Annotated in this window: 26 protein-coding genes and 6 pseudogenes; 20 read left to right on the top strand and 12 right to left on the bottom strand. The window is 67.7% G+C overall.

What is annotated here, in order from left to right; translation table 11 throughout:
* Positions 1–224 precede the first annotated feature (224 nt).
* A complete protein-coding gene (locus SRB17_RS39145) occupies positions 225–851 on the top strand; it encodes a hypothetical protein (protein WP_153546023.1) in 627 nt (208 codons plus the stop codon).
* Positions 852–1,121: 270 nt separating this feature from the next.
* Here the strand turns inward: SRB17_RS39145 and SRB17_RS39150 are convergent, their stop codons facing one another.
* Positions 1,122–1,889, bottom strand: coding sequence for a transposase (locus tag SRB17_RS39150; protein WP_323377282.1), 768 nt, complete (start codon positions 1,887–1,889; stop codon positions 1,122–1,124).
* Positions 1,890–2,503: 614 nt separating this feature from the next.
* Between SRB17_RS39150 and SRB17_RS39155 the strand changes: the two genes are divergently transcribed.
* Together SRB17_RS39155 and SRB17_RS39160 are read left to right on the top strand one after the other, a co-directional pair.
* Positions 2,504–3,346, top strand: coding sequence for a calcium-binding protein (locus SRB17_RS39155; protein WP_153546025.1), 843 nt, complete (start codon positions 2,504–2,506; stop codon positions 3,344–3,346).
* 292 nt (positions 3,347–3,638) lie between these two features.
* Positions 3,639–3,989: a hypothetical protein gene (locus tag SRB17_RS39160; protein WP_153546027.1), complete on the top strand. Its 351-nt coding sequence runs from the start codon at positions 3,639–3,641 to the stop codon at positions 3,987–3,989.
* A gap of 201 nt (positions 3,990–4,190) precedes the next feature.
* Here the strand turns inward: SRB17_RS39160 and SRB17_RS39165 are convergent, their stop codons facing one another.
* The 5 genes and pseudogenes from SRB17_RS39165 to SRB17_RS48270 all read right to left on the bottom strand — a co-directional run bounded on the left by SRB17_RS39165 (position 4,191) and on the right by SRB17_RS48270 (position 7,877).
* The gene (locus tag SRB17_RS39165; protein ID WP_153546029.1) at positions 4,191–4,442 is read right to left on the bottom strand and encodes a hypothetical protein; all 252 of its coding nucleotides are present in this window, start codon (positions 4,440–4,442) and stop codon (positions 4,191–4,193) included.
* 16 nt (positions 4,443–4,458) lie between these two features.
* Positions 4,459–4,572 (bottom strand): annotated as a pseudogene (locus SRB17_RS39170) (DDE-type integrase/transposase/recombinase); the annotation flags it as partial.
* Positions 4,573–4,974: 402 nt separating this feature from the next.
* Positions 4,975–5,687, bottom strand: a pseudogene (locus SRB17_RS39175) (alpha/beta hydrolase).
* A gap of 47 nt (positions 5,688–5,734) precedes the next feature.
* Complete coding sequence (locus SRB17_RS39180) at positions 5,735–7,357, bottom strand: alpha/beta fold hydrolase (protein WP_153546031.1); 1,623 nt, start codon at positions 7,355–7,357, stop codon at positions 5,735–5,737.
* A 4-nt stretch (positions 7,358–7,361) separates the two neighbouring features.
* Complete coding sequence (locus SRB17_RS48270) at positions 7,362–7,877, bottom strand: hypothetical protein (RefSeq protein ID WP_194294273.1); 516 nt, start codon at positions 7,875–7,877, stop codon at positions 7,362–7,364.
* On the opposite strand from SRB17_RS48270, the pseudogene SRB17_RS48275 reads away from it, so the two are divergent.
* From SRB17_RS48275 to SRB17_RS39215, 10 genes and pseudogenes are all read left to right on the top strand, one after another.
* A pseudogene (locus SRB17_RS48275) lies at positions 7,872–8,465 on the top strand (ISL3 family transposase); the annotation flags it as partial. The gene SRB17_RS48270 and the pseudogene SRB17_RS48275 sit on opposite strands and share 6 nt — an antisense overlap.
* 140 nt (positions 8,466–8,605) lie before the next feature.
* Positions 8,606–8,788 (top strand): RNase A-like domain-containing protein, encoded by a 183-nt coding sequence (locus SRB17_RS46950; protein WP_323377303.1) that lies wholly within the window; start codon positions 8,606–8,608, stop codon positions 8,786–8,788.
* An 82-nt stretch (positions 8,789–8,870) separates the two neighbouring features.
* Positions 8,871–10,178: a hypothetical protein gene (locus tag SRB17_RS39190; RefSeq protein ID WP_153546035.1), complete on the top strand. Its 1,308-nt coding sequence runs from the start codon at positions 8,871–8,873 to the stop codon at positions 10,176–10,178.
* Between the two features lie 179 nt (positions 10,179–10,357).
* The gene (locus SRB17_RS47775) at positions 10,358–10,480 is read left to right on the top strand and encodes a hypothetical protein (protein WP_267133480.1); all 123 of its coding nucleotides are present in this window, start codon (positions 10,358–10,360) and stop codon (positions 10,478–10,480) included.
* A gap of 146 nt (positions 10,481–10,626) precedes the next feature.
* Positions 10,627–10,821 carry a hypothetical protein gene (locus tag SRB17_RS39195; protein WP_228396536.1) on the top strand — a complete coding sequence of 65 codons (195 nt, stop codon included), beginning with the start codon at positions 10,627–10,629 and terminating at the stop codon, positions 10,819–10,821.
* Positions 10,818–11,786, top strand: coding sequence for an MFS transporter (locus SRB17_RS39200; protein ID WP_323377286.1), 969 nt, complete (start codon positions 10,818–10,820; stop codon positions 11,784–11,786). The genes SRB17_RS39195 and SRB17_RS39200 overlap by 4 nt, the downstream gene beginning before the upstream one ends.
* A 60-nt stretch (positions 11,787–11,846) precedes the next feature.
* Entirely contained in the window at positions 11,847–12,479 is a 633-nt protein-coding gene (locus SRB17_RS39205; RefSeq protein WP_153546037.1) for an MBL fold metallo-hydrolase, read from the top strand.
* A 287-nt stretch (positions 12,480–12,766) separates the two neighbouring features.
* Complete coding sequence (locus SRB17_RS46955; protein WP_228396514.1) at positions 12,767–12,940, top strand: hypothetical protein; 174 nt, start codon at positions 12,767–12,769, stop codon at positions 12,938–12,940.
* A gap of 128 nt (positions 12,941–13,068) precedes the next feature.
* Positions 13,069–13,267, top strand: a pseudogene (locus SRB17_RS46960) (IS256 family transposase); the annotation flags it as partial.
* Positions 13,268–13,291: 24 nt separating this feature from the next.
* Positions 13,292–13,993 (top strand): 2-phosphosulfolactate phosphatase, encoded by a 702-nt coding sequence (locus SRB17_RS39215; protein WP_153546129.1) that lies wholly within the window; start codon positions 13,292–13,294, stop codon positions 13,991–13,993.
* 270 nt (positions 13,994–14,263) lie between these two features.
* On the opposite strand, the gene SRB17_RS46965 is transcribed toward SRB17_RS39215, so the two are convergent.
* A complete protein-coding gene (locus SRB17_RS46965) occupies positions 14,264–14,419 on the bottom strand; it encodes a hypothetical protein (protein WP_153546039.1) in 156 nt (51 codons plus the stop codon).
* 110 nt (positions 14,420–14,529) lie between these two features.
* Here SRB17_RS46965 and SRB17_RS39225 point away from each other — a divergent pair, with 110 nt between their 5' ends.
* The 4 genes from SRB17_RS39225 (at position 14,530) to SRB17_RS39240 (ending at position 16,193) form a co-directional block, all read left to right on the top strand.
* Positions 14,530–14,733 carry a helix-turn-helix domain-containing protein gene (locus SRB17_RS39225; RefSeq protein WP_153546041.1) on the top strand — a complete coding sequence of 68 codons (204 nt, stop codon included), beginning with the start codon at positions 14,530–14,532 and terminating at the stop codon, positions 14,731–14,733.
* Between the two features lie 248 nt (positions 14,734–14,981).
* Positions 14,982–15,185: a hypothetical protein gene (locus tag SRB17_RS46970; protein WP_228396516.1), complete on the top strand. Its 204-nt coding sequence runs from the start codon at positions 14,982–14,984 to the stop codon at positions 15,183–15,185.
* 517 nt (positions 15,186–15,702) lie between these two features.
* Positions 15,703–15,900: a toxin-antitoxin system HicB family antitoxin gene (locus tag SRB17_RS39235; RefSeq protein WP_228396517.1), complete on the top strand. Its 198-nt coding sequence runs from the start codon at positions 15,703–15,705 to the stop codon at positions 15,898–15,900.
* Positions 15,897–16,193, top strand: coding sequence for a hypothetical protein (locus SRB17_RS39240; RefSeq protein ID WP_323377288.1), 297 nt, complete (start codon positions 15,897–15,899; stop codon positions 16,191–16,193). The genes SRB17_RS39235 and SRB17_RS39240 overlap by 4 nt, the downstream gene beginning before the upstream one ends.
* Before the next feature lie 120 nt (positions 16,194–16,313).
* Here the strand turns inward: SRB17_RS39240 and SRB17_RS39245 are convergent, their stop codons facing one another.
* Both SRB17_RS39245 and SRB17_RS47780 read right to left on the bottom strand, forming a co-directional pair.
* Complete coding sequence (locus SRB17_RS39245) at positions 16,314–16,613, bottom strand: hypothetical protein (protein WP_153546043.1); 300 nt, start codon at positions 16,611–16,613, stop codon at positions 16,314–16,316.
* Positions 16,614–16,792: 179 nt separating this feature from the next.
* Positions 16,793–16,927, bottom strand: a complete 135-nt coding sequence (locus SRB17_RS47780) for a hypothetical protein (protein WP_267133481.1) — start codon at positions 16,925–16,927, stop codon at positions 16,793–16,795.
* 206 nt (positions 16,928–17,133) lie between these two features.
* On the opposite strand from SRB17_RS47780, the pseudogene SRB17_RS39250 reads away from it, so the two are divergent.
* Positions 17,134–17,962 (top strand): annotated as a pseudogene (locus SRB17_RS39250) (IS5 family transposase).
* Between the two features lie 572 nt (positions 17,963–18,534).
* Here SRB17_RS39250 and SRB17_RS39255 read toward each other — a convergent pair.
* Together SRB17_RS39255 and SRB17_RS46975 are read right to left on the bottom strand one after the other, a co-directional pair.
* Positions 18,535–19,026 carry a methyltransferase gene (locus SRB17_RS39255; RefSeq protein ID WP_228396518.1) on the bottom strand — a complete coding sequence of 164 codons (492 nt, stop codon included), beginning with the start codon at positions 19,024–19,026 and terminating at the stop codon, positions 18,535–18,537.
* 109 nt (positions 19,027–19,135) lie between these two features.
* Entirely contained in the window at positions 19,136–19,801 is a 666-nt protein-coding gene (locus SRB17_RS46975; protein WP_228396519.1) for a putative quinol monooxygenase, read from the bottom strand.
* A gap of 136 nt (positions 19,802–19,937) precedes the next feature.
* Here SRB17_RS46975 and SRB17_RS39265 point away from each other — a divergent pair.
* Positions 19,938–20,147, top strand: a pseudogene (locus SRB17_RS39265) (transposase); the annotation flags it as partial.
* 652 nt (positions 20,148–20,799) lie between these two features.
* Here SRB17_RS39265 and SRB17_RS48280 read toward each other — a convergent pair.
* A complete protein-coding gene (locus SRB17_RS48280) occupies positions 20,800–23,379 on the bottom strand; it encodes a tyrosine-type recombinase/integrase (RefSeq protein WP_323377290.1) in 2,580 nt (859 codons plus the stop codon).
* A 584-nt stretch (positions 23,380–23,963) separates the two neighbouring features.
* On the opposite strand from SRB17_RS48280, the gene SRB17_RS39280 reads away from it, so the two are divergent.
* Positions 23,964–25,178: a carbohydrate-binding protein gene (locus SRB17_RS39280; protein WP_323377292.1), complete on the top strand. Its 1,215-nt coding sequence runs from the start codon at positions 23,964–23,966 to the stop codon at positions 25,176–25,178.
* Positions 25,179–25,426: the final 248 nt, after the last annotated feature.

Genomic DNA, 25,426 nt, shown 5'->3' on the forward strand with positions numbered 1-25,426 from the left:
TTGAGCTTGGGAAGCTTGGGCGACTAGGCGTAGTTGTTGGGATGACCTGCACGAGAGCGGCGTAGCATCTGAAGCTCAGGTGATCTATCAGTGGCCTGCGCTACAGCGGTGCAGGCGCGTTCCGTCTGCGGAGTTGAGCGTCCGCTGTTCCCCGTGGCTCCCCGCACGATCTGGCACGTGTCTGTCACGGTCAGGGCGCCTATGGGCCGGGTTAGTCTCCGATCATGGCCTTGCGACCTGATGAGTTCTACGACCACGCACGTGCGGCTGCGGATGGTGAGCTTCGGCTTCCGTTGGCGCGGATGACCAGCTGGGAGATAAGCCCGTTCGAACCTGAGGGACTTCGCGTCACGCCCTTGCGCCCGCCCGTTCTGCCTGAGCCAGAACGGCACGGCGAGGACCCGGCGAACTGCGACCTGTGCCGCGCCCGAAACGAAGGCATCTGGTTCAACGAACGCTGGCGACTGGCCCGGGTCACGGGCGTCGGTGTGCCTCTGGTGCTGATGCTGTACTCCCGAGACCACTACGACATGGCGGATATGCCCGACGAAATGGCTGCCGAACTCGGCGTGCTCACCACTCACATCGTCCGCCATGTGCAGGCTCTACCGCATATCTCCCGAGCCCACGTCTACCGGATCGGGGACGGAGCTGCACACCTGCACATCTGGTTCTTCGCCCGGCCCGAGGGGCACGCCCAGCTGTATGGGTCGTGGCTGCCCGTCTGGGACGACCTGCTGCCGGAGTACCCGGCGGACGTAGCCGACGCAGACGCGGCGGCCGTCGCTGACGTATTGGTCACCTCGTACGGAGGCCGCCGCTCGGCCACCGATGAACAGATGCACGTCTAAGCCTTCCCCACGATCTCATTAGCCGGTCTACTGATCACTGGTCTGGCTGACCAGCAGGACTGAAGAAGCCCACGGCTCTGAACAGCTCAGATGCCGTGGGCTTCTGTCGTTGTCGGTCGGCGTCGGCTGACCTCGCACGGCCCGAAGACGGCCCAGCGGAGGGGCATCGGGCACGCGGCTGGTCAGTACTCATGTCCTGCGGCCTAAGGGCTGTCCCGTTAATGATCTTTGAGTCGCCGGGGCAGGGTCGGTCGCGGTGCGGCCGGCTGCCTATCCGGCGAGGGCGAGGTTGTGCATGCGGGCGATGCCGAGCATGGCGTGGTGGACCCCGTCGCCTTTGAGGCGGCAATCGCGCAGGATCTTCCAGGTCTGCATCCGGGCGAAGACGTGCTCGACACGGGCGCGGACCCGCTTGTGGGATTTGTTGTGCGCCTCCTTCCACTCGGGCAGGTCTTCGCCCTTGCGGCGGCGATGCGGCATCACGAGTCCGGTGCCCGGGTAGCCACCGTCGGCGATCGTGAGCGTCTTGCCGACGGCAGCCTTCGCGCCGGATTCCTCCCATGCCTTGCAGTCGTTGCGGTTCCCGGGCATGGGCCGGCCGATCACGACGACCAGGCGAGTGTCGGCGTCGATGACGACCTGGTGGTTGGTGGAGTACCGATAGTTCTTGGACTGCTCGGCCACTGTGTGGTCGCGGGTGGGGACCAAGGTGCCGTCCACGATGAGCACGGTGTCTTTGGCGAACCGCCTTCGGGGCTGGAGCGCGAGCATCGGCCCGAGGTGATCGATGATGCGGTCCGCGGCCGACTTGGACACCCCAAACAGCGGGGCGAGCTGGCGCATCGTCAAGTTCGTGCGCCAGTACGCCGCAACCAGCAGTACCCGGTCCTCCAGCGGAAGGCTCCATGGCCGACCCTTGCGGACCGCATCCGCACCCTCGCGCCGCAGCATGGTCACCAGCTTCCCGAAGCAGCGTGGGCTCAGACCAGTGAACGGGGCTATCCAGGAGGGCTTCGACGCCGTGATCACACAAGTCACGCTGTGATCCTCTCAGTCCTGGATCGGACCACGAGCCTCACATGGCCTCCCCGCCTACCGTGAGGCGGCGACGCCACCAGAGGTCAGCACGCCATTGCCGGCGATCGGCGAAGGGGTCAGGCAGAGTGCGCTCAAGGTAGACGGCGTCCAGGTAGGCCACTTGGCGCTTCAGCTCGGCGCGGGACCGTGAGGGCAGCCGTTGCAGAACCTCCTCAAGGACGTCGCGGGCATGCCTCACATCATCGAAGGAACAACCGCGGCACGAGCAGTGCGCGTCCTGGGGATACAAGGGCCGCCGCCCCGGCGGTTGCAAGAACGCTTGATAACGCTGCAGCGCGAGGGCCGTAGCGCCGGGGAAGACGAAATAGTTGCTCGAGAGGCGCTCCACTCGATGTATCGCCAGGCTGGTAAGGGCGGAGAGCCCGTGGATCCGACTCGGCGGCGGGTCCTCCCAGACGCGAGGACCATGTTGCTGGGCACGCAGGGCGCCAGGCCGTCTACGCGGCATCGGCCCTTCGGTACGTGGTCATGGCAGTCATCCTGCCAGTCCCACGCCTACGCAGCCAGGGATTAGCGGGACAGCCCTTAGGCCCGTATCCAGTCCCTGATCACCGATGCGTACACTGCCTGCACTTATCGGCGGCCTGCTGAACGTGGCGGGCCTGACCTTCGGGAACACAATGCGAAGATCGATGTTCGGCTCTGCCCTGCTCGGCTCTCTGGCCATAGCCGCTCTCCTCGCTCCAGGTGCCCAGGCAAGTGGGAGCGACCTTCATGTCAGTGACTTCCGGATCACTGGCGGAGGCGGCTCGGGCAACGATGTGGTCCTGGGCATCACTGACTCAAGGACGATCACCGCCAAGGTGACCTTCACTGATGACTCGGGCATCAAGGCCGGGGACTTCACGCTCTTCCACGGAAGCAGCCTCAGCAACGCCGACGCGGTGCTGAAGTCCAGCGAAGCCGCGGCTGTGTGTTCAGTCAGCGGAACCTCTTCCGTCTGCACCAAGCACTACACGATCGACCCCCGGCGTGATCTGAAGAACTCGCTGGCCGGCATCTGGAAGCTCAGTGTCACAGCCCAGGCCAACGACGGTGAGTCCATGAACTCGGACGGCCTCACCAGCTTCTTCATGAAGCGCTACGCCAAGCTGACCGCCAACGCCTCTCCCGAGCCTGTCGTCAAGGGCGGCACCATCACCGTCACGGGCAAGCTCTCGCGGGCTAACTGGGACACCCACGACTACCGCGGCTACACGGGTCAGCGCGCCTACCTCGAGTTCCGCACGCCCGGCGTCAGCTACTACGAGTCTCTGGGCTACGTCACCACGAACTCCACCGGGGTCGCCACGGCGAAGGTCACCGCAACCGCCGATCGCTACTGGCGCTATGAGTTCAGAGGAACCATGACAACTAGTGCCGTCAAGGCGACGGGTGACTTCGTGGACGTTCGTTAGGCGTGTCCGGTTCGGTCGATCGGCCGGGCCCGGTGCCCCCTCAAAGCGCGGGTGCGGAGGCCAATGAGCGACCCGAGCAAGCGGGGTACCGTCCCTCAGATGAGAACGGCACCCCGTGCAAGCCTTGCCTCAGCTGCCCCTCGATGCGAACTATGGGCGCGGGGGACGCTGAAGTCTGCTCGACTGGCCACGAGGACGTACGCAGTCTTGGACGGTCACTTGCGGTCGCCAAGGTTGCTGTACTTCTGTGCTGTACAGGTTGGGGCGGATCGAGTCCTCTATTCTCTAGATCATGGTGGACTCGGAGGCCTTTCGCACGGCGGTCAGAACGCATGCGGCGGCCATATTGAACGGCGATGGTTCACCGTATGACCCGGCGTTGGAGATCTGGGGTCTGGCTATGCGCGAGTGGCCAGGCGATGACGGTGACGAAGCGTGCTATTCGCTCCATGTCATCTGGGGCGCGCTGACCGATTGGGTCGAGCGCCGGCCTGCGGAAGTGGATCAGGCCGAGGCGCACATGATCACCGCCGCCCGCGAGTGGTTGACCATCGAGGGTGACCGAGAGGCCGAGGCCCGATACTTCGATCGATGGATGCACGACATCCTCGGGTATGAGCGTCGGGCTCCGACACAAAGCTAGTCCACGGTTGAGAACCGTCGTGGCAGCGATGTCACCGTGGGTTCAAATCCCACCGCCTCCGCGCTGAGAGCAGCGGAAACGGCCCCTGACCTGGGTTGATTGGTCGGGGGTCGTTCGCTTGCCTGGAGTCTATGGCTGCCCGGTGTTCCCCGGGGTTTCCCGCTCGATCGGGCACGGCGGGGGCACGGCCCGGCCTGGGCATCACTCGGCTGGCGGCGTCCCCTCGCCCAAGATGGCCACGAGCAGGCGCCCCTGGTCGTCCATCTGCAGCACTCCCGCCAGCCGCACGCTGCGTTCTTGCCCGTCGGGCCAGGACAGCCGGGCCTCGTCACCGCGTCGCATCGCGGCGACCGTCTGCTCGGGCACTCCCCGCAGGAGGCCGCCCCATTGCGGAACCTCGGCCGGTGTCAGTTCGCCCAACTCCGCCTCGATGCAAACCTGCTCGTCGTCCACCCCCGTCCAGGCCGCCGCGGGTCACGGCCGCCATCCGCAGGGCGTCCTGCACCAGGCTGGTGCGCATGTGGTCGGCGATGGACCAGCCGACGACCTTGCGGCTGAAGCAGTCCAGCACGGTCGCCAGATAGAACTGAGCCCACCTGCAGTGCCGAGATCAAATGGACCCACTCGTGGCCAGCAGCGGAAGCCGCTGAAACCTCTGTGTCGGGGGCGCGTTGGTGCGAACTGGGTCCAGTTCAGGGCAGCAGGGTGGGCTCAGTTCGGAGTGACATAGCCAACTGTCCGCCCGGCCGGTCGCCAGCCATCGCATGACGCTGTCCTGACTGACCACAGCCTCGAAGAGATCCTCGCTGTCCCCTTGGCGGATCGGCTCCATCACAAGCCTCTGGGTGCGCAGAACGGGTTCACCTAACCGGGCCACTCAGCAACTCCTCTCGACCAAGGACTGATGGAGCGTACTCAGCACTCAGGCAAGGACCCGCCGCTCGGCAACAGGCATCTTCAGCTACAGCCCCTCCGTTACAGAACGTCACAGATCACCGGTTCCGACACAGCTTCTGGCTCCTTCATCGGGCCGGCCCGGCGTGTTGGCGGCGAGCAGTTCCTGCAGGAGTCCAACGATGAGGTCGGGCTGTCTGCGAACGGGGAGTGGCCTGTCTGCCACTCGCGGACGTCGGTGCAGCGCGAGGCCATCTTGCGCTGCAGGACCGGGTCGATGGCCCGGTCCTGGGCGCAGACGACGTAGGTGGAGGGAGCGTGCTTCCAGCTGTGGTGCTCTGGGATGCCTCGTCCGCAGCCGGGGGCTTGGGCACGCAGGAGGTCGACCGCCCAGGCGGTGAGAGGTTCGGGACAGTCGCCGTAGAGGGTGTCGGCGGCCCGGTCGGGGTTCAGGCTGGTCGAGCCGCCGGGCTCAGGGGTGATCGCGTCCTGGAGCTGCTGGGACGCGCCCCCCAGACTGGCCGCGCTCTCGCCGGCATCCGGCACGAAGGCTGCCAGATAGACCAGGTGTCGTGCCCCGCGCAGCCCAGTGATCACTGATCCGGCGTAGGAGTGACCGAGCACAATCGGCGGCTCCGGTAGCGAGTCGATGACCGCCTGGACCGCGGCTGTGTCAGCGGGCAATGAGCCCCGGTGGAGCTCGGGAACGACGACTTCGGTTCCTGCGGTCCGCAAGCGTTCTGCCACCAGGGCGTAGTGTTCTGGGCGGTGATACAGGCCATGAACGAGCACCACGGCGGCCAATGCGCACGTCTCCTCGGGTCGGTGTCAGACGAGTGATCAAGGGCCGGTCAGCCGTATCGTTGCAGCAGGCCGTCCACGTACGCCTCCAGTCGTTCTCTCAGCACCTCGGGCGTTAGATCGTCCCGCCCTAGTTCACGCCACGGTCCGGCCAGCTTCGCCGCGTCGGGGCAGTAGTGCAGGGCGTCGAGCAGCCGCCAGTACAGGTGGTCGGGGTCGTTGGCGAGGTCGCGGCCGCCGTGTGCCTCGTACCGCTCGCGGAAGTCCAGCCCGTAGGCCGGCCCGTGCAGCAACGCGAGCGCGGTCGAGCAGTGCGCCACGTCCAGGTCGGCAGGTCCCCACGAGGTCTCGACCCAGTCCACGACACCGGTGATCCGCAGCTCCTGCCCGGCTCCGGTGAAGAGCACGTTCCCGGGGTGGAAGTCGCGGTGCAGGAAGCAGCCTTCGTACGGCGGCGGGTCGCGGCGGATCACGTTCACGGCCCGCTCCCACAGAGAACCGTCCGGGGTCCGGACGCGCTCGGGGGACGTCCACGCCTGGTACGTGCGGGGTGTTTCGGCGGGTACAACGTCGTGGACGCGGACGAGCTGGGCCGCGAGCAGGTCCAGGCGCCGGTCGAGGTCGTCCTCGTCCACGCGGACGCGGCCCGCCAGCGCGGACATCAACAGGGTCGGGTGATCGCAATGTTCGGCCGTGGCGTCCACAGCGACGAACCCGGGAGCCGGGATGCCTTCCTGCCCGGCGAGCAGCGCCAGGACGGACGCCTCACGGGCGAGCAGTCCGGGCCCGTGGTGGCGGAAGAACGGCTTCACGAAGGTCCGTTGCACCAGGTCCGTGCCGTCGTCGAGCGCGAGCCGGCGCATCTGGGAGCTCCAGCCACCGGACAGCAGGTGGGAGTAGGTGACTGACCGGTCGTGTCCGAGTTGCTTGGCCACCCACGCGCGCGTGGCCGTCCAGCCACGGTCGTCGAGGCCGGTCAGCACCGCCTCAACGAAACCCCGCCTGTCCTCGGCGCGATCGCGGAACCACAGTCCCAGCTGGTGCTGCGCGTCCGGAAGGTCGAACCGCGTGTACTGGGCGCGCGCGGTTAGCGCGTCTTGTACGGACTCTGTCACCGCGGGTGGGATCACCGTGTCCGTGCCCGGCACGGCGAGCACCGCCCGGCCCTCGTACGCTCGCAGCACCTCAAGCGCGGGCGCCTGCCGCCAGCTGTCCGGCTGCCGGATGATCTCGCTGAACCGGCCGTTCCCGTTCTCGAAAGGCACGTCCCACGCTTCGGCGGTGTACACGGCGGGCGCGCACAGCCCCAGCGCCGCCACCCGATCCCCGTAATGCCGGACGAGATCGGCCACCGTCTGCCCGCTCATGCTGAACCCCACCAGGACCAGCGGCCCGTCCGCCCCCGCGTACGCATCGATCACTGAGACGGCCTGATCGAACCGTCGCCGCAGGCTTAACTCGCTCAGTTTGCCGGTGCTTTCGCCGTGCCCGGAGAAGTCGAAGGCAACTCCTCGACAGCCGTGGGCCACGAACTCCCGCACCAGAGGAAGCAGTCGCTCCGTGCTGCTGGCGCCTGCGCCATGCAGCACCACGGCGGTGACCCCGGACGGATCACCGCCATACACACCGCTGAGTCGTTCACCGTCGTGGTCGTGTGTGAAGTCGAAGAGCATGCCCCTATTCACTCACGCCGTGGCCTCCGTTCTTCGAGGGTGTCACCGCAAGGATCCGACCCTGGTCTCCGCTCTTCGAGCGGCGGCTGAGGTCGGCGGCGTACTGCGCGCGGGGGTCGCCCGCGGCGGCGGCCCAGCCAGTGGCCGCTCCGATGGAGACGCCAAGGACCTCGCTGAGGACGGCAGGGGGCATCTGCGCTGCGAGGTCGATCAGTGCGCTGTTGCGTCCGAGCCGGGAGAGCAGGCCGTAGGACGCGAGGCGCGTGCGCAGTTGGCGGGGGCTGCGGGGGCGGCCGGGGCGGGTGCCGGGCAGGAGCCAGGAGTGGTCCGTGCTCCGGCCGAGCGCGAGGGCGCCGTCGCGGTCTTCGGCGAGGTGGATCAGGAGTTGATCCAGTGGTGGGGGGACGGTGACAGGGTGGAGTCGGTGCGGGACGATGGCGAGGTGATCCGAGTCGGTGTCAGATGCCTGACGGTTGGGGCTTGGTGTCCAGGCTGCGGAAGCTGGTTCGGGCGGGTGCACGGCTCTTACCTGCGGTTTCCAGCTGACCTCCCCGTGGCAGGACGGCAGGTGGTGCTACGACGTCGTGTCCGGCGTTTCACGTGCGAAGACGACTCCTGCGGGCGACGGACGTTCGTCGAGCAGGTCGCGGGCCTGACCCGCCGGTACAGCCAACGGACCGAACGAATGCGGTCGGTGCTGGCGGAGGTCGGCCTCGCTCTGGCCGGTCGAGCCGGTGCCCGGCTGGCCGACGTCTTCGGTGTGAGGGCCAGCCGGAGCACGGTCCTGCGGCTGGTCGAGGCCCTCCCGGAATCTCAGCCACAGGTTCCGCGTGTAATTGGCGTCGACGAGTACGCGATGCGCAAGGGCCGTGTCTACGGGACCGTGCTGGTCGATGTCGAGACCCGCAAACCGGTGGACCTACTGCCAGATCGCGACGCGAGCACTGTCGCGGCCTGGCTGGCCGAGCACCCGGGGATCGAGGTCGTCTGCCGCGATCGCGCCCCGTTCTTCGCCGAGGGCGCCAGCATCGGGGCGCCCACCGCGGTCCAGGTCGCCGACCGGTTCCACCTCTGGCGCAACCTCGGCGAAGCGGCCGAGCGGTGCGTCTCCCGCCACCGCTCGTGCCTCCGCGTGACCTTCGCCGAGTCGGTGCCGGAGAAGGCGCCGGCTCCGGCATTGGCCGAGAGCGGGTCGCCATGGCCCACCGGGCACCGGTTCGCCGACCGTTCAACTCCAAGACGGACGCCTTGCCGATCGAGTGGGACCTTCGCAACGGCCCGGCCTCCCTGGGCCGCGTGTTCACGAGAGGCGGCCCCCGGGCCGGTGAGGCGGCCGGCACCAAGGTGCGGATCCTGCTGAAGTACGTGGGTAAGCAGCACAAGCCGACCAAGTTCGTCGTCTACACATCCTTCCCGCTTCCGAAGGGATAGTGGACGCCGGCAGAAGACCCTGAAGATCAGTGAAGACACGGGCGCCCCTCGAACAGGGGCGCCCGTGTGCCAGGGAGGCAGCATGACCAGGCACCGTGAGGTGTACTACGTCGCATACGAGGAGGACTTCGGCCTCAGCGGACTCAGCGGGAAACTGTGCTTCGCGAAGGGATCCCGTCCGGAGCCCTTGTCGGTACTGGAACTGGCTGCGGAGACGGCCCACGATCAGGAGGACCACCAGCTCGGCAAGGACGTCCGGCTCCTGCTGGAGTCGCCGGTGCCGGACGAGGTGGTCAGGGTCGTCTGGCCAGCCGTGACGGGAGGAAGTTTCGACCCCGGTGACCATGGCATCGGTGCCCGTGAGTGGTTGCGCATGCTCGCCGAGGTGAGCCCGGTGGACGTGCCGGAGGAGACCAAGCCGCAGGGGTCTGTCCTGCCGGAAGGGGAACTTCGCTCCTGCGTGCTGGCCGAGATCCGGTCGGCCGAGCCCGCGGTGAGGAGGATCGTGCCGCTGCCCCAAGTGGTGAGCACGCTGCGCCGGATCGTCGATGAGGCCGACGCCGACCTCGGCTTCCGGCTGTTCCTGCGTGTGCTCAAGGCGTACGCCGTGCCGGTGGACGAGGACCAGTACGACCGGCTGCTGAGCATCGGGGACCGGCTGGCATACCCTCTTGTGGCGATCTTCGAGGGCCTGGTCGTGCGGTGGCGCCCTCTGGATGGGAGCCGCCGGGACTTCGGGACCCGTTTCGGGCTGCCGTTCCTCGTGGCGATGTTCGACGGTGAGTGGGATGTCTGGCGGTACGAGGGCTCGCAGACCGCCCGAGAACTCATCGGCAGACTCGCCCATGGCGACCGTGGCCTCGCCCCTGGCACCCAGGCCGCCGTCCTCCTGCAGGACGTGCGCCGCCTGGCGGATTCGGCACTGTCCGACGACGCGGTCACGTGCCTGTGGCGCACCGCGGCGCGACACCCTAGTGCAAAGGGGACGTTCGACGCGGACGGGCGGGGCTGGCTGCGGGAGATCGCCGAGGTGTGCACGGCGCGGCTGGCCGATGTCGCACCCGCCTACCTCCCCGCCCCGCCCACGCTTCGGAGCGATCTGACCGAACCGGTTCTGCGTGAGGTGCGCGACATCGGGCCGGCGCTGGACCGGTCCGTGGCCGATCAACGCCGGTCGGCGGCGGCCGGGGGAATCGCCTTGGTGCTTGAGGAAACGGTGACGTCCGTTGACCCGGATCTCGGCTTCCGTTTCCTCTTGCGTCTCCTGGCCTCGTACGACGTCGCAGTCACCGCGCCCCAGCTCGCTCGCTACCAGGAGATCGGAGCACGATTCGGCTTCCACGAGGAATACGTCGCCGAGGAGGTGTCGCAACAGGTTCGGCCCACCTGACGCACTGTCCTGAGAACCGGCGAGCAGGCGTCGACGTACGAGCACCCGTCAGGGACCAGACGCTCGGCCAACGCCATCACGGCACACAACCTGGCGATCAAGCCAGTTGAGAAGACCTCTGTGATCACGGCCACGCGACGGGGCGGAGCCAAGCTCGTGTGCTACGTGTCATCCGGGCGGTGTCGCGGAGCGACGGCGACACGGCGACGCTGTGCAACGACCGCAGTCGTTTCGTCGACGCCGTCTCCTGGGACGGTGACCACGACCATGACGGTGACCACCGTGGCGAGCACCGTCACTGACTTGGCCGTCGGCGGCGCTCCATGCTGAGGCTCCTCAACAGCGGTTCGGCACCCGCTTGTTGAGGGGTCCCTTTGACGTGGCTTCCGGATGACTGCGGCATGACATCAAGGAGTGTGATGGACACCAGGACGATAGTGATCGCCTCGTGCTGATCACGATGGTGGTGTTCGGCTGGAGCACAGCGATGGTGATGACGGGCCATGAGGCCCTGATCGCCACGCTGGCTCCGGTGCTCGGACTGACCGTGCAGCAGGTGGTACGTGCGACCCGTTCGCGCAACGCGACGACCCCGGGGAACCGCGTCACAGCGGCGGCCGACAAGGAGGACGGCGCCCCGTGACAACGCCCTTTGAGTCACCGGCGCCGGCCCCCGGGCCGACGCCGACCATCCCGGTCGCCGCCGCCACGCACCACCTCAGCATCGCGCTGCTCGTCGTCGTCGCGCTGGTGGTGGGCCTGGCCAATGTGGTCTTCGATGTCGGCAACGCCTCGTTGCTGCCGAGCCTGGTCAGCAAGGAGGAACTCACCCGCCGCAACAGCCTGACTTCGGGATCCAACGCCGCGACCCAACTCGGCGGTCCCTCCCTGGGCGGCGTCCTGGTGCAACTCCTGGGCGCGGCCGCCACCCTGCTGGTCGACGTGGTGAGCTACCTGGTCTCCGCAGTGCTGATGTGGAGCCTGCCTCGCCCGGTCCCCCAGGAGAGCCGCGGTGCCTCCCCTTCCATCCGTTCGATGATCGCGGAAGGCTGGCGGTACGTCACCCGCCACCCCGTCATCCGGCCCACGCTGATCATGGCCACAGTCGCCAACTTCGTCTGCGGCGCGCTCCTCGCCATCAGCCCGTTCTTCCTGCTGCGCACCTTGGGCGCGTCGGCGGGGGCCGTCGGCATCCTGATGGCGGCCGAAGGACTCGGGAGCCTGGCCGGCGCGGCACTGACGACCCGTCTGGCGAACCGCCTCGGCAGCGGCCGCGCCCTGATCGCCGCGGGCCTGTTCGCGGCGGGTGCCGCCCTGCTGATCCCGACCGCCACCCCGGGCTGGGGCCTGCTCCTGTTCGCGGTCGGCTACGCCGGCTACAACGGCGGTCTGGTCGTGCTGAGCGTGCTCACCCGTACCTACCGGCAGACCGCCACGCCCGCAGAACTGCTGCCCCGGGTCATGGCCACGGTCCGCTTCGTCTCCTGGGGCGCCGCGCCCCTCGGCGCACTGACCGCCGGCTTGCTCTCGGCCCAGGTCGGCGCGCGCGCCACCTTGGCCGTGCTCAGGCTGAGCGCCTGCGCCGTCCCCCCCTCTCGCTGCTGCTGAGTCCCATCCGCAAGAGCCGCGACCTCCTCCCGCCGAACCACCAGAACTAGGGGTTGACCCATGCGAATGACCAAGTACGGACACTCCTGTGTACGGCTGGAGCGGGCCGGCCAGGTGCTCGTGCTGGACCCAGGCGCCTACACCGAGCCCGCCGCGCTGACCGACGCCGACGCGGTCCTCATCACCCACGAGCATCCCGACCACTTCGACGAGGCGGCGCTGCGCCGCGCCGCCGCAGCACATCCGGGGCTGCGGGTTTGGACCAACGCCGCCGTCGCGGCCAGACTCGACGGGCTCGGCGCGGGCCGGGTACGAGTGGTGGGCGAGGGCGACGCCTTCGACGCCGCCGGTTTCCCGGTCCAGGTGCACGGCCAGTGGCACGCCCGGGTGCACCCCCGGTGGGACCGGATACCGAACACCGGCTACCTGGTCGACAGCCTCTTCCACCCCGGCGACGCCCTCACCGTCCCCGACGCCCCGGTGCACACCCTGCTCCTACCAGTCCACGCCCCCTGGTCCAAACTGGCCGAGGTCGTCGACTACACCACCGCAGTAGGCGCCCACCGCGCCTACGCGACTCACGACGCCGGCCTCACCCCCATCGGCCTGGGCGCTATCCACCACGCCCTGACCGACCTCACCCCGGCCACCACATACACCCACCTAACCCCGGGCACCACGGTGGACCTCTGACTCCCTGTCTGGAGCCCCTGTCGGGTTCGAACCGACGACCCCCGCTTTACAAGAACAGCCGTCCGGCACCTGATACGGGATCTGCTCCCGCCGCCGGTCGAGGTGTCCGAGGACGAGATCGACAGTGCGCTCGCCCTCATGGACACCATGACCGTGGATGACCTCGTGGGTCCCGACTTCCAGGACCGCTACACCGAGGCCATCGCCCGGATCATCGGGCCAAACGTGAGGAGAAGCCGCTCCCCGCGGCCCCGGAGCCCGAGCAGCCGTCCGCGGTGCTCGATTTGATGGCCGCGTTGCAGGAGTCGGTGTCGAAGGTGAAGGCCTCCCGCGGCGAGGCTGCCGGGCCGGCCGAGGTGCACGAGCTGGTGAAGCCGAAGCGGAAGACGGCTGCGAAGAAGACCACGGCGAAGAAGACGGCCGCCAAGAAGGCGGCGAGCCGCCGGCCACGCACCGCATAGGGGAAGTCGCTCGTCAGGTAGCAGTCGGCCCGCAGACCGCTGCGGTCATCGTTGTCACCGCGGCGGTGACCGGGGACCGGCCCATGCGGCGTGAGCCGTACGGCACGGCTTGTGCCGCTCGCGCCCCCACCGTCAAGCTCCGCACCGAGGTCGCCCGCGGCGCCGGCAGCCCCGCCGCCGCGCTCGCGATGGTGTTCAAGCTGGTCGAGTCCGCCCAGGCCCGCTGGCGCGCGATCACCGGGCGCCCACCTGGTGCCACTGGTCCGCGCGAGGGCCCGCTTCGAAAACGGCCGACTGGTCGAACGCACCGAGACGCAAGCGGCCTGAGTACACTGGGCCAGCATGATCGGAATGGACGCTCGTTTCGTTGGCATCGCTGAGCTGGCCGAGGCCCCGTCCGTGGCGGTCGTGGTCGACGTCATGCGTGCCTTCACCGTGGCTGCCTGGGCCTTTGCCCAGGGGGCGGAAAAGATCGTTCTTTCCGAGTCGCTGGACGACGCTCTGGCGCTGAAGACCCGCCACCCGGACTGGGCGGCACTCAAAGACGGTCCGCCCGCGGCTGGGTTCGACATGGTCAACTCTCCAGGCATGCTGCGGGCAGCTGACCTTCGCGGACGGACCGTTGTGCAGAAGACCACCGCAGGGACGGTCGGCGCCCTTGCCGTCAAGGATGCACCGCTCGTGCTGTGCGCCAGCTTCGTGGTGGCGGAGGCGACCGCTCGGCTCTTGCGGACACGCAAGGGTGACAGTGTCACGTTCGTGGTCACCGGCGAAGACGGACAGGCCGAAGAAGACTTGGCGTGCGCTGAATACATCGCTTGCAGGTCGACCGCCGCCGAGGCGGATGCTTCTGTGTTCCTGCGCCGAGCTGCCGAGTCGCGCGCCGCCGCCGAGCTTGCGGAGGGGGTGCGTCAGGGAGTGCATCCTGACGACGTTGCACTCTGCCTTGAGCTCGACCGGTTTCCCTTTGCCATGGTTGCAGCCCTGGAAGACTCGCTCATGGTCCTGCGTCCGCACGCCGTACCTGCGCAGGTCGACGACGCCGCGCTCTGATCAGCGAAAGCCAACGTCCGGTTGGGCAGGCGGCGTCGGGCATGCCTCGAAGGCGGTGCCGGCGGCGACAGGCGCCCCTACTCCCTGATCACGATCCACAAGTCTTGACTACTCACTTGCAGTTCGCGGACCGCGCAGTCCTCTTGGCGACCGGCTCGGCTCCGGCCAGGGGCAGCATGCGGACGGCGGCTGCGAGCATCACGGTCGGACAGCCGGAGGCAGCTCGGCACGGAACAGCCGGCAGACGGGCTGCGTAGCGGAGAGACGCTGTCAGCTCACACCGAGCTTTTGCAGGGCGGTGGTCCAGTTGGTGCCGATCGCCTTCTGCGCCGCGGCCAGTGTGATCTTTCCCATGCAGACCGCGGCGTGTCTCCCTGCATGCGGCTTGGCGCCCTGGCCCCTCGCCGAGTCCGGTGAGCGCTGCATAACGCAAGTCACGGCGTCAGTACGAGGACCCGGCTTTCGGCTGCCGGAGACCAGGCCGATGGGCGATGATCGCCACTTGGGACGTGGAACGGCGAGGCAGGAGACGAGTCATGGTCAGGGGCGTACGGATCACCGGCGAGGCGCGCGACAGGTTTGCGAGCGATCTGAAGCAGGCCTATGAGGGCGGGGCGAGCATCCGGGCCCTGGCCGAAACCACCGGGCGTTCCTACGGGTTCGTCCACCGCATCCTCACCGAGGCAGGTGTCAGCTTGCGCGGCCGGGGCGGCGCAGCCCGAAGCCAGCCCGGCGCGTAATCACCGAACGCACCCGTGTCGGTGCCACCGAGGCGTGCCTGTGGCGGAACGATGTGTCTCATGCAGCCGCTGCCGGCACCCTGCCCCGTTGACCTGATCCGGGACGTGATGGGTCTGGAGGCGTTCAACGCTGTGGACAGGGCGGCCGGGCAACAACTTGCCGTGTTCATCGCCGTCGACGCCTGGGGCTGCACTGGACGGTCAAGGACGTCGCGCTCACCGCCCCGCAGCACGCCGTCGATGCCACGGTGTACGACGCCGTCCGCACCGTGGTGCTCCGGCTGATCCGCTCCCGCGAGTTCCGTCACGACTCCTCCGCCGGACCGGTCTACTTCGTGCTCTACGACGTGGAGAGCGAGTACCGGGCCCGCGAACTGGCCGCCGCACTCCACGCGGCCCTCTACGGACACCTCGAACCACTGGCACACGCTATGCCGGGAACCCCGACGTGACCCCAGTCCCGTCCTTGCCGCGGAGGACGTTGTCCGCGCGGCCGCCCGCGGCGTCGAAGGGTGAGGTCGAACTCCACCACGCGAGCAACGTCCCATCCTCAGGATCCCGAAGCGCTGACCCGTGCATCACGGCATCCGGCGCTCCGCCGTCCTGCACGACACGGCCCACACCCCGTTCAGGGTCGAGCGCCGGTTTTCTGTTCCCATTCCTACCGGGACCCACATGGTGATGCGCACCCCCGCGCGGAGCGCATCGCGGCCGACGATGCCTGAGTCACCCGCACCCGGCCGGCCGCCGTGGTGGCATAGACCCCGTCGGCCCGTGTCTCCCTCGTCGCGGGCCGGCGGCTGGAAGCGGTGCCCTCGGACCTCGCCCCCCGAGCGGTCCGGGGGCACCGCCGGCCTGCCCGCCCCGGGCCTGTGGTGCAGGCCCGGGGCGGGCTTCGTGCGGCTCGGCGCGCAGGCGTCCGACCGCACCGGTTTACGCCACCGCGAACCGGTGGCTATGGTTGCTACCATGTCTGTCACCACCATGACCCTGCGTATACCTGACGACCTTGCCCCCTCGATCAGGTCGGCCGCCGCCGAGGCCGGCATGAGCGTGAACGCGTACGTGGTGCGCGCCGCCCGCCGCGCCGCCACCCTCGACGCCGCGCAGCAGCTCGCCGCGCTCGGCCTCGGGGACGACCTGGCGGGCGAGGGCGACACCCTGTGAAGCGCGGTGAGATCTGGGCCCTGCCCGACGGACGCAACGTCCTGATCATCAGCCTGACCGGACTGGAGGAGTCCTACGGCGCACTCCTCGTGATCGCGCTGCACGAGAGCGGCCGGTACCCCGACACGGCCATGTCGGTGGTGATCGGGGATCCGATCGCGTGCACCGCGGTCGCCGTCAACATCACGCAACTGCGGGTCAACCGGTTCGAGGGGGCAGAGCTCCTCGGCCCCGTCGACGCTGCGGCCATGGCCCGGGTGGACCAGGCCCTGCGCGCCGTCCAAGACCTCTAGCGGCCGTTTCCGGAGAGGAATAGTCAATACCTGTGGATCTGGGGGGCAGCGGTGACGTCGAAGTCTGCCGAGGTCCGGGTGCTCGTCTTCAAAGCCGCGGTTCCAAACAGCGTTGAGATCTCAGTCCTCGGCTGGCAGGTCATTTCGCGCTAGCCAGTTCGGATCATCCAGATCCTTGAGGACCTGCTCCGACAGCCGGGCGAGCCCCGTACCGCGTCCCCGGGCGAAGCATCCGCGAGCCTCGCACCGGGCGTGCTCCAACGCAGCAGCCCGAGCGGCATCTTCACTGTCGTATCGCGTCACGTTGCGCGGCTCGTAGCCCTCCTGCGAATCGGCAGAGGCCTGCCCGGCTTCAAGGGCCCAGCACCTTTCCCAGCCGTGGTACTTGTCACCCTGGTCGCTCACCCAGAAGTACGTCATAACGCGGAGTCTGCCACCGGGAGAGGGTTGCATCACGGCCTTCGCCCAGGTCATGCGGCCTGCTCCTGCCGCTCGATCAGGACACCGTTCTCGAACCTGGCGCCCGCGCCGCGGGCCTGTGTACAGGCGCGGAAAGACCTGGTCATGGTCGGCGACATGGGCATGGGACGGACGTGCTCTCAGCGCCAGGGAAGTGCCTTGTCGAGGGAGCCGCCGACGCGGCTGGCCATGTCACTGCCGGCCACGAAGGTGAGCACTCCGGCGACCATCAGCGTCCAGCGCAGGCTGCTCGCCAGGGCAGCCTGCTGTGCCACCGGTGGGATCAACGGGAGCAGAACGCTGCAGGTGATGAGCACCGCAGCGGGCCAAGCCCGTGACAGTACGCGGCGAAGCAGACGGCGCTCGGGGACTTGGTCGGGCGCGTTGGCCAGGAGGGCCGGACGGTCCTCGTGGGCCAGGGCGTCTGCGGCCGCTAGGCAGTGTCTTCAAATGATCTTGAGTGGTGGATCATGGTCGGGTGATACGTCGCCATGAACTGTCCGATGCTGAATGGGAGTTCGTCCGGCCGTTGCTGCCCGTGTCGTCGCGTGGGCGCAAGCGGCTGGACGACCGCAGGGTCCTCAACGGGATCGTGTGGAAGTTCCGTACAGGCACGGCCTGGCGGGACGTGCCCGAGCGGTACGGGCCGTGGGCCACGCTGCCACCCGTTTTCGCCGGTGGGCGGCGGACGGCACGTTCGAGCGGATGCTCCGCGCCGCCCAGGTCCGGGCGGACGCCGCCGGGGACATCGACTGGCTGGTGTCGGTCGACTCCACGATCGTCCGCGCCCACCAGCATGCCGCCGGCGCTCGAAAAGGGGGCTCCGCAACCCGGCGCTCGGACGCTCCCGAGGCGGCCTGACCAGCAAGATTCACTTGGCCTGCGACGGCGCGGGCCGCCCGCTCGCCTTCACCGTCACGGGCGGCAACACCAAGGACTGCACCCAGTTCATCGCCGTGATGGAGGCGATCCGGGTGCCCAGGATGGGTCCGGGACGGCCCCGGGTGCGGCCCTCACACGTCCTGGGCGACAAGGGCTACAGCTCCAGGGCGATCCGAAGCCGGCTGCGTCGGCGCGGGATCAGCCACACCATTCCCGAGCGAGCCGACCAGGGCCGCAACCGGTTGAACCGCGGCAGCCGTGGTGGACGGCCCCCGGCCTTCGATCGCGACGCCTACAAGCGGCGCAACGTGGTGGAACGGTGCTTCAACAAGCTGAAGCAGTGGCGCGGCATCGCCACCCGGTACGACAAGACCACCGAGTCCTACCAAGCAGCAGTCACCCTCGCAGCCCTGCTGATGTGGGCGTGACATTTGACGACAGAACCTAGGCACCCTCCGCGCCGATGCCAGGGATGAGGCGTCCTCCATCAGGACGGGCCCACACCTCAATTCGAGCATGGGGGCCAGACACATAGAGCCGGTACTGCCTGACTGAGGCGACGAAGGACCCGTACGTCGCGCGCCGGGCCTCCCGCCACAGTCTTGCCTCATCACGTCTCCACGCTCGATCCTGCGCCCGAGACGACAGCAGACCGCCGAACCAAACTCCCACCAACGCGGTCAGTCCCGTCAGCCAAACCGCAGCATCCATACCCACCCCCGGAACTGGCCAATGCTGCGGTCACGGTATGCGCCTGAACACGCGTTGAGAATCAGGGACGTCTCCCCAGCAGCTCGGCATGCGCTCCCACGGGTCACCGGACGCTTGGCATGCCGGGCTCAGGAACAGGCACTGACTGCAGCTTGTCGTACCCCACGAAGGTGAAGAGCCGTGTGCCCGTCTGCAGGGACTGGGGTTGACCGGTGAAACGGTGCACTCCCACGGCCTGGAGCTCGTCCGGGGCAGTGACCCACTCGCGCTCGAAGCCGCGCTCTTCGAATCAGTCGCAGATCAACGGCACACGGTCGGGTGTCTTGCGGTTCCTTGTCCAGATGACCCGCCCCCCGGCCTTGCACAACTGCGTGCACGCGTTGATGGTGCGCTCAATATCCCGGTCCACGATGTTGCCGAAGACCCCACAGATCAGCACCACGTCTGCCGGCACCATGCCGTCGTAGTGATCGAGGAGTGCGGCGTCCGCAGCAATGGCCTCGATACTGTGCAGCTCAGCTGATCTGGCTGCCTCGGCCGCCACGTCCACGTTTCGCGGGTCGAGCTCCACCAGACGCGCACGCACGTCCTGGCCACGTGGGTGACCGGGCAGCACTCCCAGCAAGTCGCGGCCTTGACCCGCGCAAAGACTCACCACCTGCAAGGGGTCGGGAGGGCAGTCCTCCAGCGCTAGACGAATGCGCTCCTGCACAGTGACCAGCCGACGAGCGAGGGGCGAGTCAGCAGTGTCGTACCGGTCTTGCCACTTCTGCCAGTCCATGCGCGGACCCTACGAGAACCCGTGAGCCTCTCCAACGCCTTTTCGATCCGGCCGAGTCGCAGACAGCAGCATCGTCATTCAGTGAGGCGCAGGGATCGCAAACACGCACTCACGCTTGAACAACCTTGTGGCCGAGCATCACGCTGTACTTGCCGTGCATGACGTCGAGCCGGTATAGGCGGGCGGGGTACGCCAGTACGTCCGCGAGGAGGTCGAAGCGAAGAAAGTTGCGGCCTCCGGGACCCATGTCGTGAGTGTGGCGGGCCTCCGCATCCGGGAAAGCTTCGAAAATTCCGAAAACGGTCTTCGAGAAACGCAGCGCGAACCACGGGCCAGTACCCGGCTCATCATCCACTCCGGCGTTGATGTCCTCGAGGAACTTCTTGAGCTCACCCTCCTTGCCCGGCTTCGCCTCAAGGTGAATGTAATAGGCCTTATGCCCAGGGGTCTCGTCCTCGCCAAGGACAACAAACCCCGGGTGCTCAGAATCGTCCGCGTTCAGATCTCGTGCCGGGTCAGGGCCGGGAACGAGTTCGGCATCTCCGCTCACAATGATTCGCTCCTCTCGGGAGACATGATCAAAGGCTAAAGTACGCCGGCTTCGCTGCCCGCGCACCCGCAGCCCTCCGTTCGAATCCTGGACTGGAGAAACGACCGGCGCAGCTTTGAAAACAGGCTCTGAGAGGTCGTTTTCACCAGTGATGTGCGCTTTGACCTGGGCTTTTCGACCAGGGGTTGGCGTCTCGGCGGGTCTGATGGAGTGGTTGCGGCACATGCGCTGGATGGGGTGACGGCTGGGGCGGGGGTTCCTTGCGCCTGTGTCATCCCAAGACGCCCGTCGCGTGCCGGTGCTCCCGCCGTTCTCGGTTCACGCCTGGGCGCACGCCCCCGGTCGGCGGTACGTCCAGGTCATGGCCGAACGTCGCGCGTATCCGAGTGATCTGTCCGATGCCCGCTGGGAGTTGATCGAGCCAGTCCTGAGTGCCTGGCGGGCCGAGCGGCGCCGGTATGCGCTGAACATCGGCCGCCCGCCCGTTCATGATCTGCGCGAGATCATGAACTCGATCCTGTACGTGGACCGCACCGGGGTGCAGTGGCGCTACTTGCCGCACGACTTCCCGCCCTTTCTGTGGAATCCACGATGTCAAGCGGGCGGTGTAGGCGCTGTCAGTGGGATCAGCTTGGATACGGCTGTGTCTGTCTATGAAGTCATCCGCCAGCTGCCAGAGATCTCGATCGTTCGCGACCGCTCTCGTGCCATGGCTGTCCTCGACGCCATCATGAGCCCGGACTGGGAGTCCCGGTTCTACTCGTTCGACTCGCGGTGGTCGCCAGCCGAGGAGATGGCCTCCATGCGAGACGGGTGTGGCAATGACTACTCGATCGTCTTCTCGCAGGCGGGTGCGTATGCCCGCGGCTTCGATCATGAGTCGCCGGTGAGCCCGTATCGGGTCGCGCCCCCAGTTCCGTGGCCAGGGCTGTTCGACGGAGTGCCGGAGGCGTTTGCCCACAACGTCTTGGAGCCGGCGTTCAGCGGACACGACGGGATACCGCGGGTGACCGTGTGCTTCTGGCGTGGACGGGCAGATTCCGAATGGAGGGCCGGAGCCATCGAGGCCCTGCCTGTGGGCGTGGAAGACGGCGGCAGCGCGGAGTGGCTGTTCGATGTCTTGGTGGATGGCCGTCCCGAGGCCTATCAGCAGTTCGCGGAGGAGTACTACGAGGTCACTACGGACATCGAGGCCATCCGCCACGTCTATGCGCTGCGGCCTCTCACTCAGAGTGTCGTATCGGCGTTGAATCCGGACGTCGAGCTCGTTGACCTCGCTGACGATCTGGCACAGATCGGATACCCCGTTCCGGGGGCGGAAGCCACCCCCGAAACCGCATGATCACGGGACATGACCGCCGCTTCTCACCTCGATGATTGGCAGCAACGACGCGGTGGCCGGGGTGCCGAGCTGGCGCGGCGTTGGTCCGGCAGGGGTAGGGACGTCGGTGAGCCGTTCCAGGAGTTGGTCCAGGGCAGCCTGGCCGTCGTCGACCGCGGCGCGTTCGTCGTCCGTCAGGGGGATGTTGGACAACATCTTCTGGAGGTTCTCCTTGGCCTCCAGGAGTTGGCCCTTGCTGGAGCTCTTGGGTGTAAAAGTCGCAGCGTGCGCAGGCCATGCGGTGCTGGCACTGCTCGAAGAACGTGTAGGTGCACCAGCCGTGGCCGAGGTCGAAGTACTGCCACGGTTCGCCGTTCGCGGCGGCGCCGGAGGTGACCGCATCACGGTCGACGAGGACCTCGATGGTGCGCATGTTTCGGGCGAAGTAGCCGGCGTCGTTGTAGGCCCTGGCCAGGGTGTTCGGGGTGAGTTTCGCGTAGTGTGTGGTCGCCTCGGGAGTTCGGTGGCCGAGCCATTCCTGCAGCTCGAAGAGCGTCATTGGCTCCTTGGCGTTGTAGAGCTGGCTGGCGATGGTGGACCGGGCCCGGTGGCTGGTGATGTTGCCGCGGACATCCGCGGTGGGGACGCCGGCCTTGCGGCAGAGCATCGGGATGATCGCCGTATTGATGTAGTGCTTGGCAACCCGGCGGGCTCGGTGGGCGAACAGGAAGTCGGCGTACTCGTTGGTCTTGCGGTCGAGCATGGGCGGCTGGGCGGATCTGACGGCCTGCCATGCCTCGATGGCCTGGCCGAGCAGGGGGTCGACGGGCTTGGTGAACGCGGTGCCGGTCTTGTGGGTGGGCACGTCCAGCAGGCAGACAGCGTCGCGGGCGAGGACCTCGCCGCAGTCGCCGGGGATGGGCAGACCGTCGTGCTGCCAACGGATGCAGCCCAACCGGAGCCGGGCGATTTCGTCGCTGCGTTGACCTGCGAATAGCCAGGTCAGCGTGATGGCGCGGATCAGTTCGACCGGATAGGTGCGCCCGTCCGCGGTCGGCAGGTCGCCCGGCTCGACGTTCAGGCCGGCCCACAGCAGCTTGGCCCAGATGTCATCGGCGATGACCCGCGGGTCCGGGCCCATCAGAGCGCGAACGCTCCGTGGCGTCCTCAGAGCCTGGGCGGGGTCGAACCGACGCGGAATCCACTCCCATTCGTGCAGGTCGCGAAAGAACGCGCGAGGCACCTTGAGGTAGCCAGACTTCGAATGAGGCGTGAGCGGCTTGCCCAGGCGGCCTTGGGAGCGCATGCCGTGCGTCCACTGCGAGAAGTCGCCGACGGTCATCCGGTCCACTGCCGCGACCCAGGACGCGCAGGTCTGGCGGGTCCACTGACCGGGTTCGGCGACGTCGGGATGCTCGGCGGCGAGCCAGCGGCCGATCTTGGCGAGCACGCTGCGGTAGCTGCTACGGATTTTCGGGGTCAGTGTCGATGTCGCGTACCACCGCTCAACCCACTCCGCCCACGGGGCTGGGACTCCCTCCATCGCCGCCGGTCCGGATGTGTGTCCTGACGGCGGCGGGTCCGCGTGGCCGAGCGCCGCGACGGCCCGGTGGAGTCCGTGCAGGTCCTTGCCCCACTGCCCGCTCATCGCCGGGTGGCCGCGGAGTGCGGCGAGGGCGTCGGTGGACGGATCCTCCAGCAGCGGACTGCGATTCAGCAGCAGCATCTGACAGATCACTGGGGCCAGCCGGTCGGAGTGACGGCGATAGCCCCAGTCGGCCAGCACTTTGCAGACCTGCTGGACGGCATCGTCCACGCGATCGGCACCGAAGATCCGGTGAGCCAAGGTCGGCCTTACGAAGCGGCCGATCCGTTCGAAGGCCGTGAACTCGCCGAGCAGGTAGGCATAGACAAGGACGAACGGCCGAGCGTTGGGGCCGATCTGGCCTCCCCACGAACGCCGGAACTCGGCGCCGCTGGCGTTGATCAAGTCTGTCCAGTCCTGGACCGACCAGCCCCAGAAGGCCCGCCGCAGTTCGCCGCAACGGATCAGGACCAGGCCGGCCGCGTTCCGCGCGAACCGCCGCTGATGACGGTCGTCCGCCGGCCAGTGCAGGGCCGCGAGGGCGTCCGCCAACGGCCGGGCCAGTCGGGCGACCGGCCGCCGAGACACCGCGTCGGCAGCGAGGCCGTCACGCCGAAGGCGCTCGATGTCGACGTTCTGGAGTGCTTCCGCCTCGGCCTCAGTAAGCAGACCGTGACGGTCGTAGCGTGCGAGGTCGACAGGCCATTCCCATGCCGGAGCCCCATCGGCGTCCGTGCCCGCCTCGACGCCGACAACGGCACGCTGACCTTCCTCGGCCAGGTTCTGACCGGACGTCAGGACTGAGGTTCCCGGGTGGCGATCGCCGCGCCGACGTAGTGTGGGCCGGGCTGAACCCGCGCGCGTGCCAGGACGCCACGTGCCAGGCTGCGCGGACACATCTGACAGCCGGGGGACTGAGGCGGCATGCCTGCGGGGCCGCCGCCCCGGAGTCGGGATCAGGCTCCAACGGGGTGCGATCGCCGGAGCCACCTCGTCGCCCCGGTGCGCTCGTCAAACGCCCCATGACCTGCGCTGGTTGCCCCGGTGATGTCGGAGCCATGCTGGAGACCTGTGGATCAGTTCCGGCAGGCACGCGGAAGGCGATGTCTTCCCGAATGATCCTTTGATGCCCTCCGAGTGGGCCCGCGTTGCAGCGCGGGTCGGCACGCCCGTGCTCAGCGTAGTGACCGACGACGACCAGTCGTCCTGACTGCGATCCATGGCAAGGGGAATCGGGCCTGACGGCCTCAGGGCGCCCTCAACAATTGGTCTCGACCAATCCTGCAATTGGTCTTGACCAATCCGGTTAACCACCCGTACAAAGTTGGTCAGCTCGCCGGTTCACCGGCTCAGCGACCTGCGCAATTGTCATAGTTCCTCTCCCCTTTGGAGGGTGCATGCGTGTCGGAATTCGGACTCTTCGCACAGCGCTCACAGCCGGTTCGGTGTTCGGGCTGGTAGTCGGCGGATCGGTCCTCGCAGTGGCCTCAGCGCCCGCTGCACAAGCGGCCACCACGTGCGCCGCGGCCTGGAGTTCCACCGCCGTCTACACCGCCGGCCAGCAGGCCAGCGAGAACGGGGTCAACTACACCGCCAACTTCTGGACCCAGAACAACGACCCGGCCACCAGCAACGGCGGAAGCGGTTCCGGGCAGCCGTGGACGTCCGACGGCGCGTGTACCGGCGGATCGTCAGGTGGAGGGGGAGGGACCGGCGGCGGGACCGGGACGGGTACCGGGACAGGTTCGGTGAACGGCCTGCTCTTCAGCCCGTACAAGGACGTCACCATCAACATGAACTGGAACACCTACCAGATGCAGTCGGCCGTTACCGGTTCCGCCCTGCCGGTGGTGGGTTCCGGGAGCCTGGTGTCGCAGTACGTCCCCAAGCTGCCCGGACTCACGGTCGCGTTCGCTACCGGCGCCTGCGGCAGCGAGACCTGGGGAGGCGTCTCGGGTGCCAACTGGGCTGCGGAGAACGTGCCCCAACTCCAGGCCGCCAACCTGAACTACGTCGTGTCGACCGGTGGTGCGGCAGGAAGCTTCACCTGCGCCTCGACGGCCGGCATGGAGTCCTTCATCGCCCGCTACGCGAGCCCGAACCTGGTAGGCATCGACTTCGACATCGAAGGCGGCCAGAGCGCGTCGGACATCCAGAATCTGGTCGCCGCCGCGGCGGGAGCCCAGGCGCAGTACCCGAACCTGCAGTTCTCCTTCACGCTCGCCACGCTGGGCGCGTCCGACGGCAGCTACGGCGGAGTGAACTCGCTCGGCAACGAGGTCGTCCAGGCGGTGCTCGGCTCCGGCCTGAACCACTACGTCATCAACCTGATGACCATGGACTACGGCAACGCGTCCAGCAGTGTGTGCGTCGTTTCCAACGGCAGCTGCGAGATGGCGCAGTCGGCGATCCAGGCGGTGCAGAACCTCGAGCACACCTATGGAATCCCGGCGAGCAAGATCGCCGTCACGCCGATGATCGGCATGAACGACGCCACCAGTGAGACCTTCACCACCGCGGACGTGGACACGCTGACGTCGTACGCGGTCAGCAACGGCCTGGCCGGGCTGCACTACTGGTCACTGGACCGGGACACGCCCTGCTCCGACACGTATGCCTCCCCCACGTGCAACTCCGTCTCCAGCACGACACCGCTCCAGTACACCGACCGGTTCCTGAGGGACCTCGGGGACTGACGAAGAGCCAGACCGGGCCGCGCGCGAGCAGCTACCGCGCGCGGCCCGGACGTGCGCGACGTGGTCCATTCTCGGTGGCCGTTCTCGGTGGTGAGCACGGACCAGTCGGCGTCGGGGTCGTCTAGGGCGCGTATCGAGTCGTGATCAAACTGCCTGCTGCATAAGCCGGTTGAGGCGGCCTGCGTCGACTCGCGTGAGATCATCCGTCCATGAGCAGCGATCTGGAAGTAAGTGCTCTGGCGATCAAT

The organism is Streptomyces sp. RB17, assembly GCF_009604455.1.
Lineage (GTDB): Bacteria > Actinomycetota > Actinomycetes > Streptomycetales > Streptomycetaceae > Streptomyces.

Excerpts from the sequence above, each read along its gene's own strand:
- SRB17_RS39255 (WP_228396518.1), bottom strand. The coding sequence starts at position 19,026 with ATGGACTGGCAGAAGTGGCAAGACCGGTACGACACTGCTGACTCGCCC.
- SRB17_RS46965 (WP_153546039.1), bottom strand. The coding sequence starts at position 14,419 with ATGCAGCGCTCACCGGACTCGGCGAGGGGCCAGGGCGCCAAGCCGCAT.
- SRB17_RS39245 (WP_153546043.1), bottom strand. The coding sequence starts at position 16,613 with ATGACGTACTTCTGGGTGAGCGACCAGGGTGACAAGTACCACGGCTGG.
- SRB17_RS39215 (WP_153546129.1), top strand. The coding sequence starts at position 13,292 with ATGGACGCTCGTTTCGTTGGCATCGCTGAGCTGGCCGAGGCCCCGTCC.
- SRB17_RS39190 (WP_153546035.1), top strand. The coding sequence starts at position 8,871 with ATGACCAGGCACCGTGAGGTGTACTACGTCGCATACGAGGAGGACTTC.
- SRB17_RS39180 (WP_153546031.1), bottom strand. The coding sequence starts at position 7,357 with ATGCTCTTCGACTTCACACACGACCACGACGGTGAACGACTCAGCGGT.
- SRB17_RS46955 (WP_228396514.1), top strand. The coding sequence starts at position 12,767 with ATGGCCGCGTTGCAGGAGTCGGTGTCGAAGGTGAAGGCCTCCCGCGGC.
- SRB17_RS39235 (WP_228396517.1), top strand. The coding sequence starts at position 15,703 with ATGTCTGTCACCACCATGACCCTGCGTATACCTGACGACCTTGCCCCC.
- SRB17_RS39155 (WP_153546025.1), top strand. The coding sequence starts at position 2,504 with ATGCGTACACTGCCTGCACTTATCGGCGGCCTGCTGAACGTGGCGGGC.
- SRB17_RS39160 (WP_153546027.1), top strand. The coding sequence starts at position 3,639 with ATGGTGGACTCGGAGGCCTTTCGCACGGCGGTCAGAACGCATGCGGCG.
- SRB17_RS39205 (WP_153546037.1), top strand. The coding sequence starts at position 11,847 with ATGCGAATGACCAAGTACGGACACTCCTGTGTACGGCTGGAGCGGGCC.
- SRB17_RS46975 (WP_228396519.1), bottom strand. The coding sequence starts at position 19,801 with ATGTGCCGCAACCACTCCATCAGACCCGCCGAGACGCCAACCCCTGGT.
- SRB17_RS39225 (WP_153546041.1), top strand. The coding sequence starts at position 14,530 with ATGGTCAGGGGCGTACGGATCACCGGCGAGGCGCGCGACAGGTTTGCG.
- SRB17_RS39145 (WP_153546023.1), top strand. The coding sequence starts at position 225 with ATGGCCTTGCGACCTGATGAGTTCTACGACCACGCACGTGCGGCTGCG.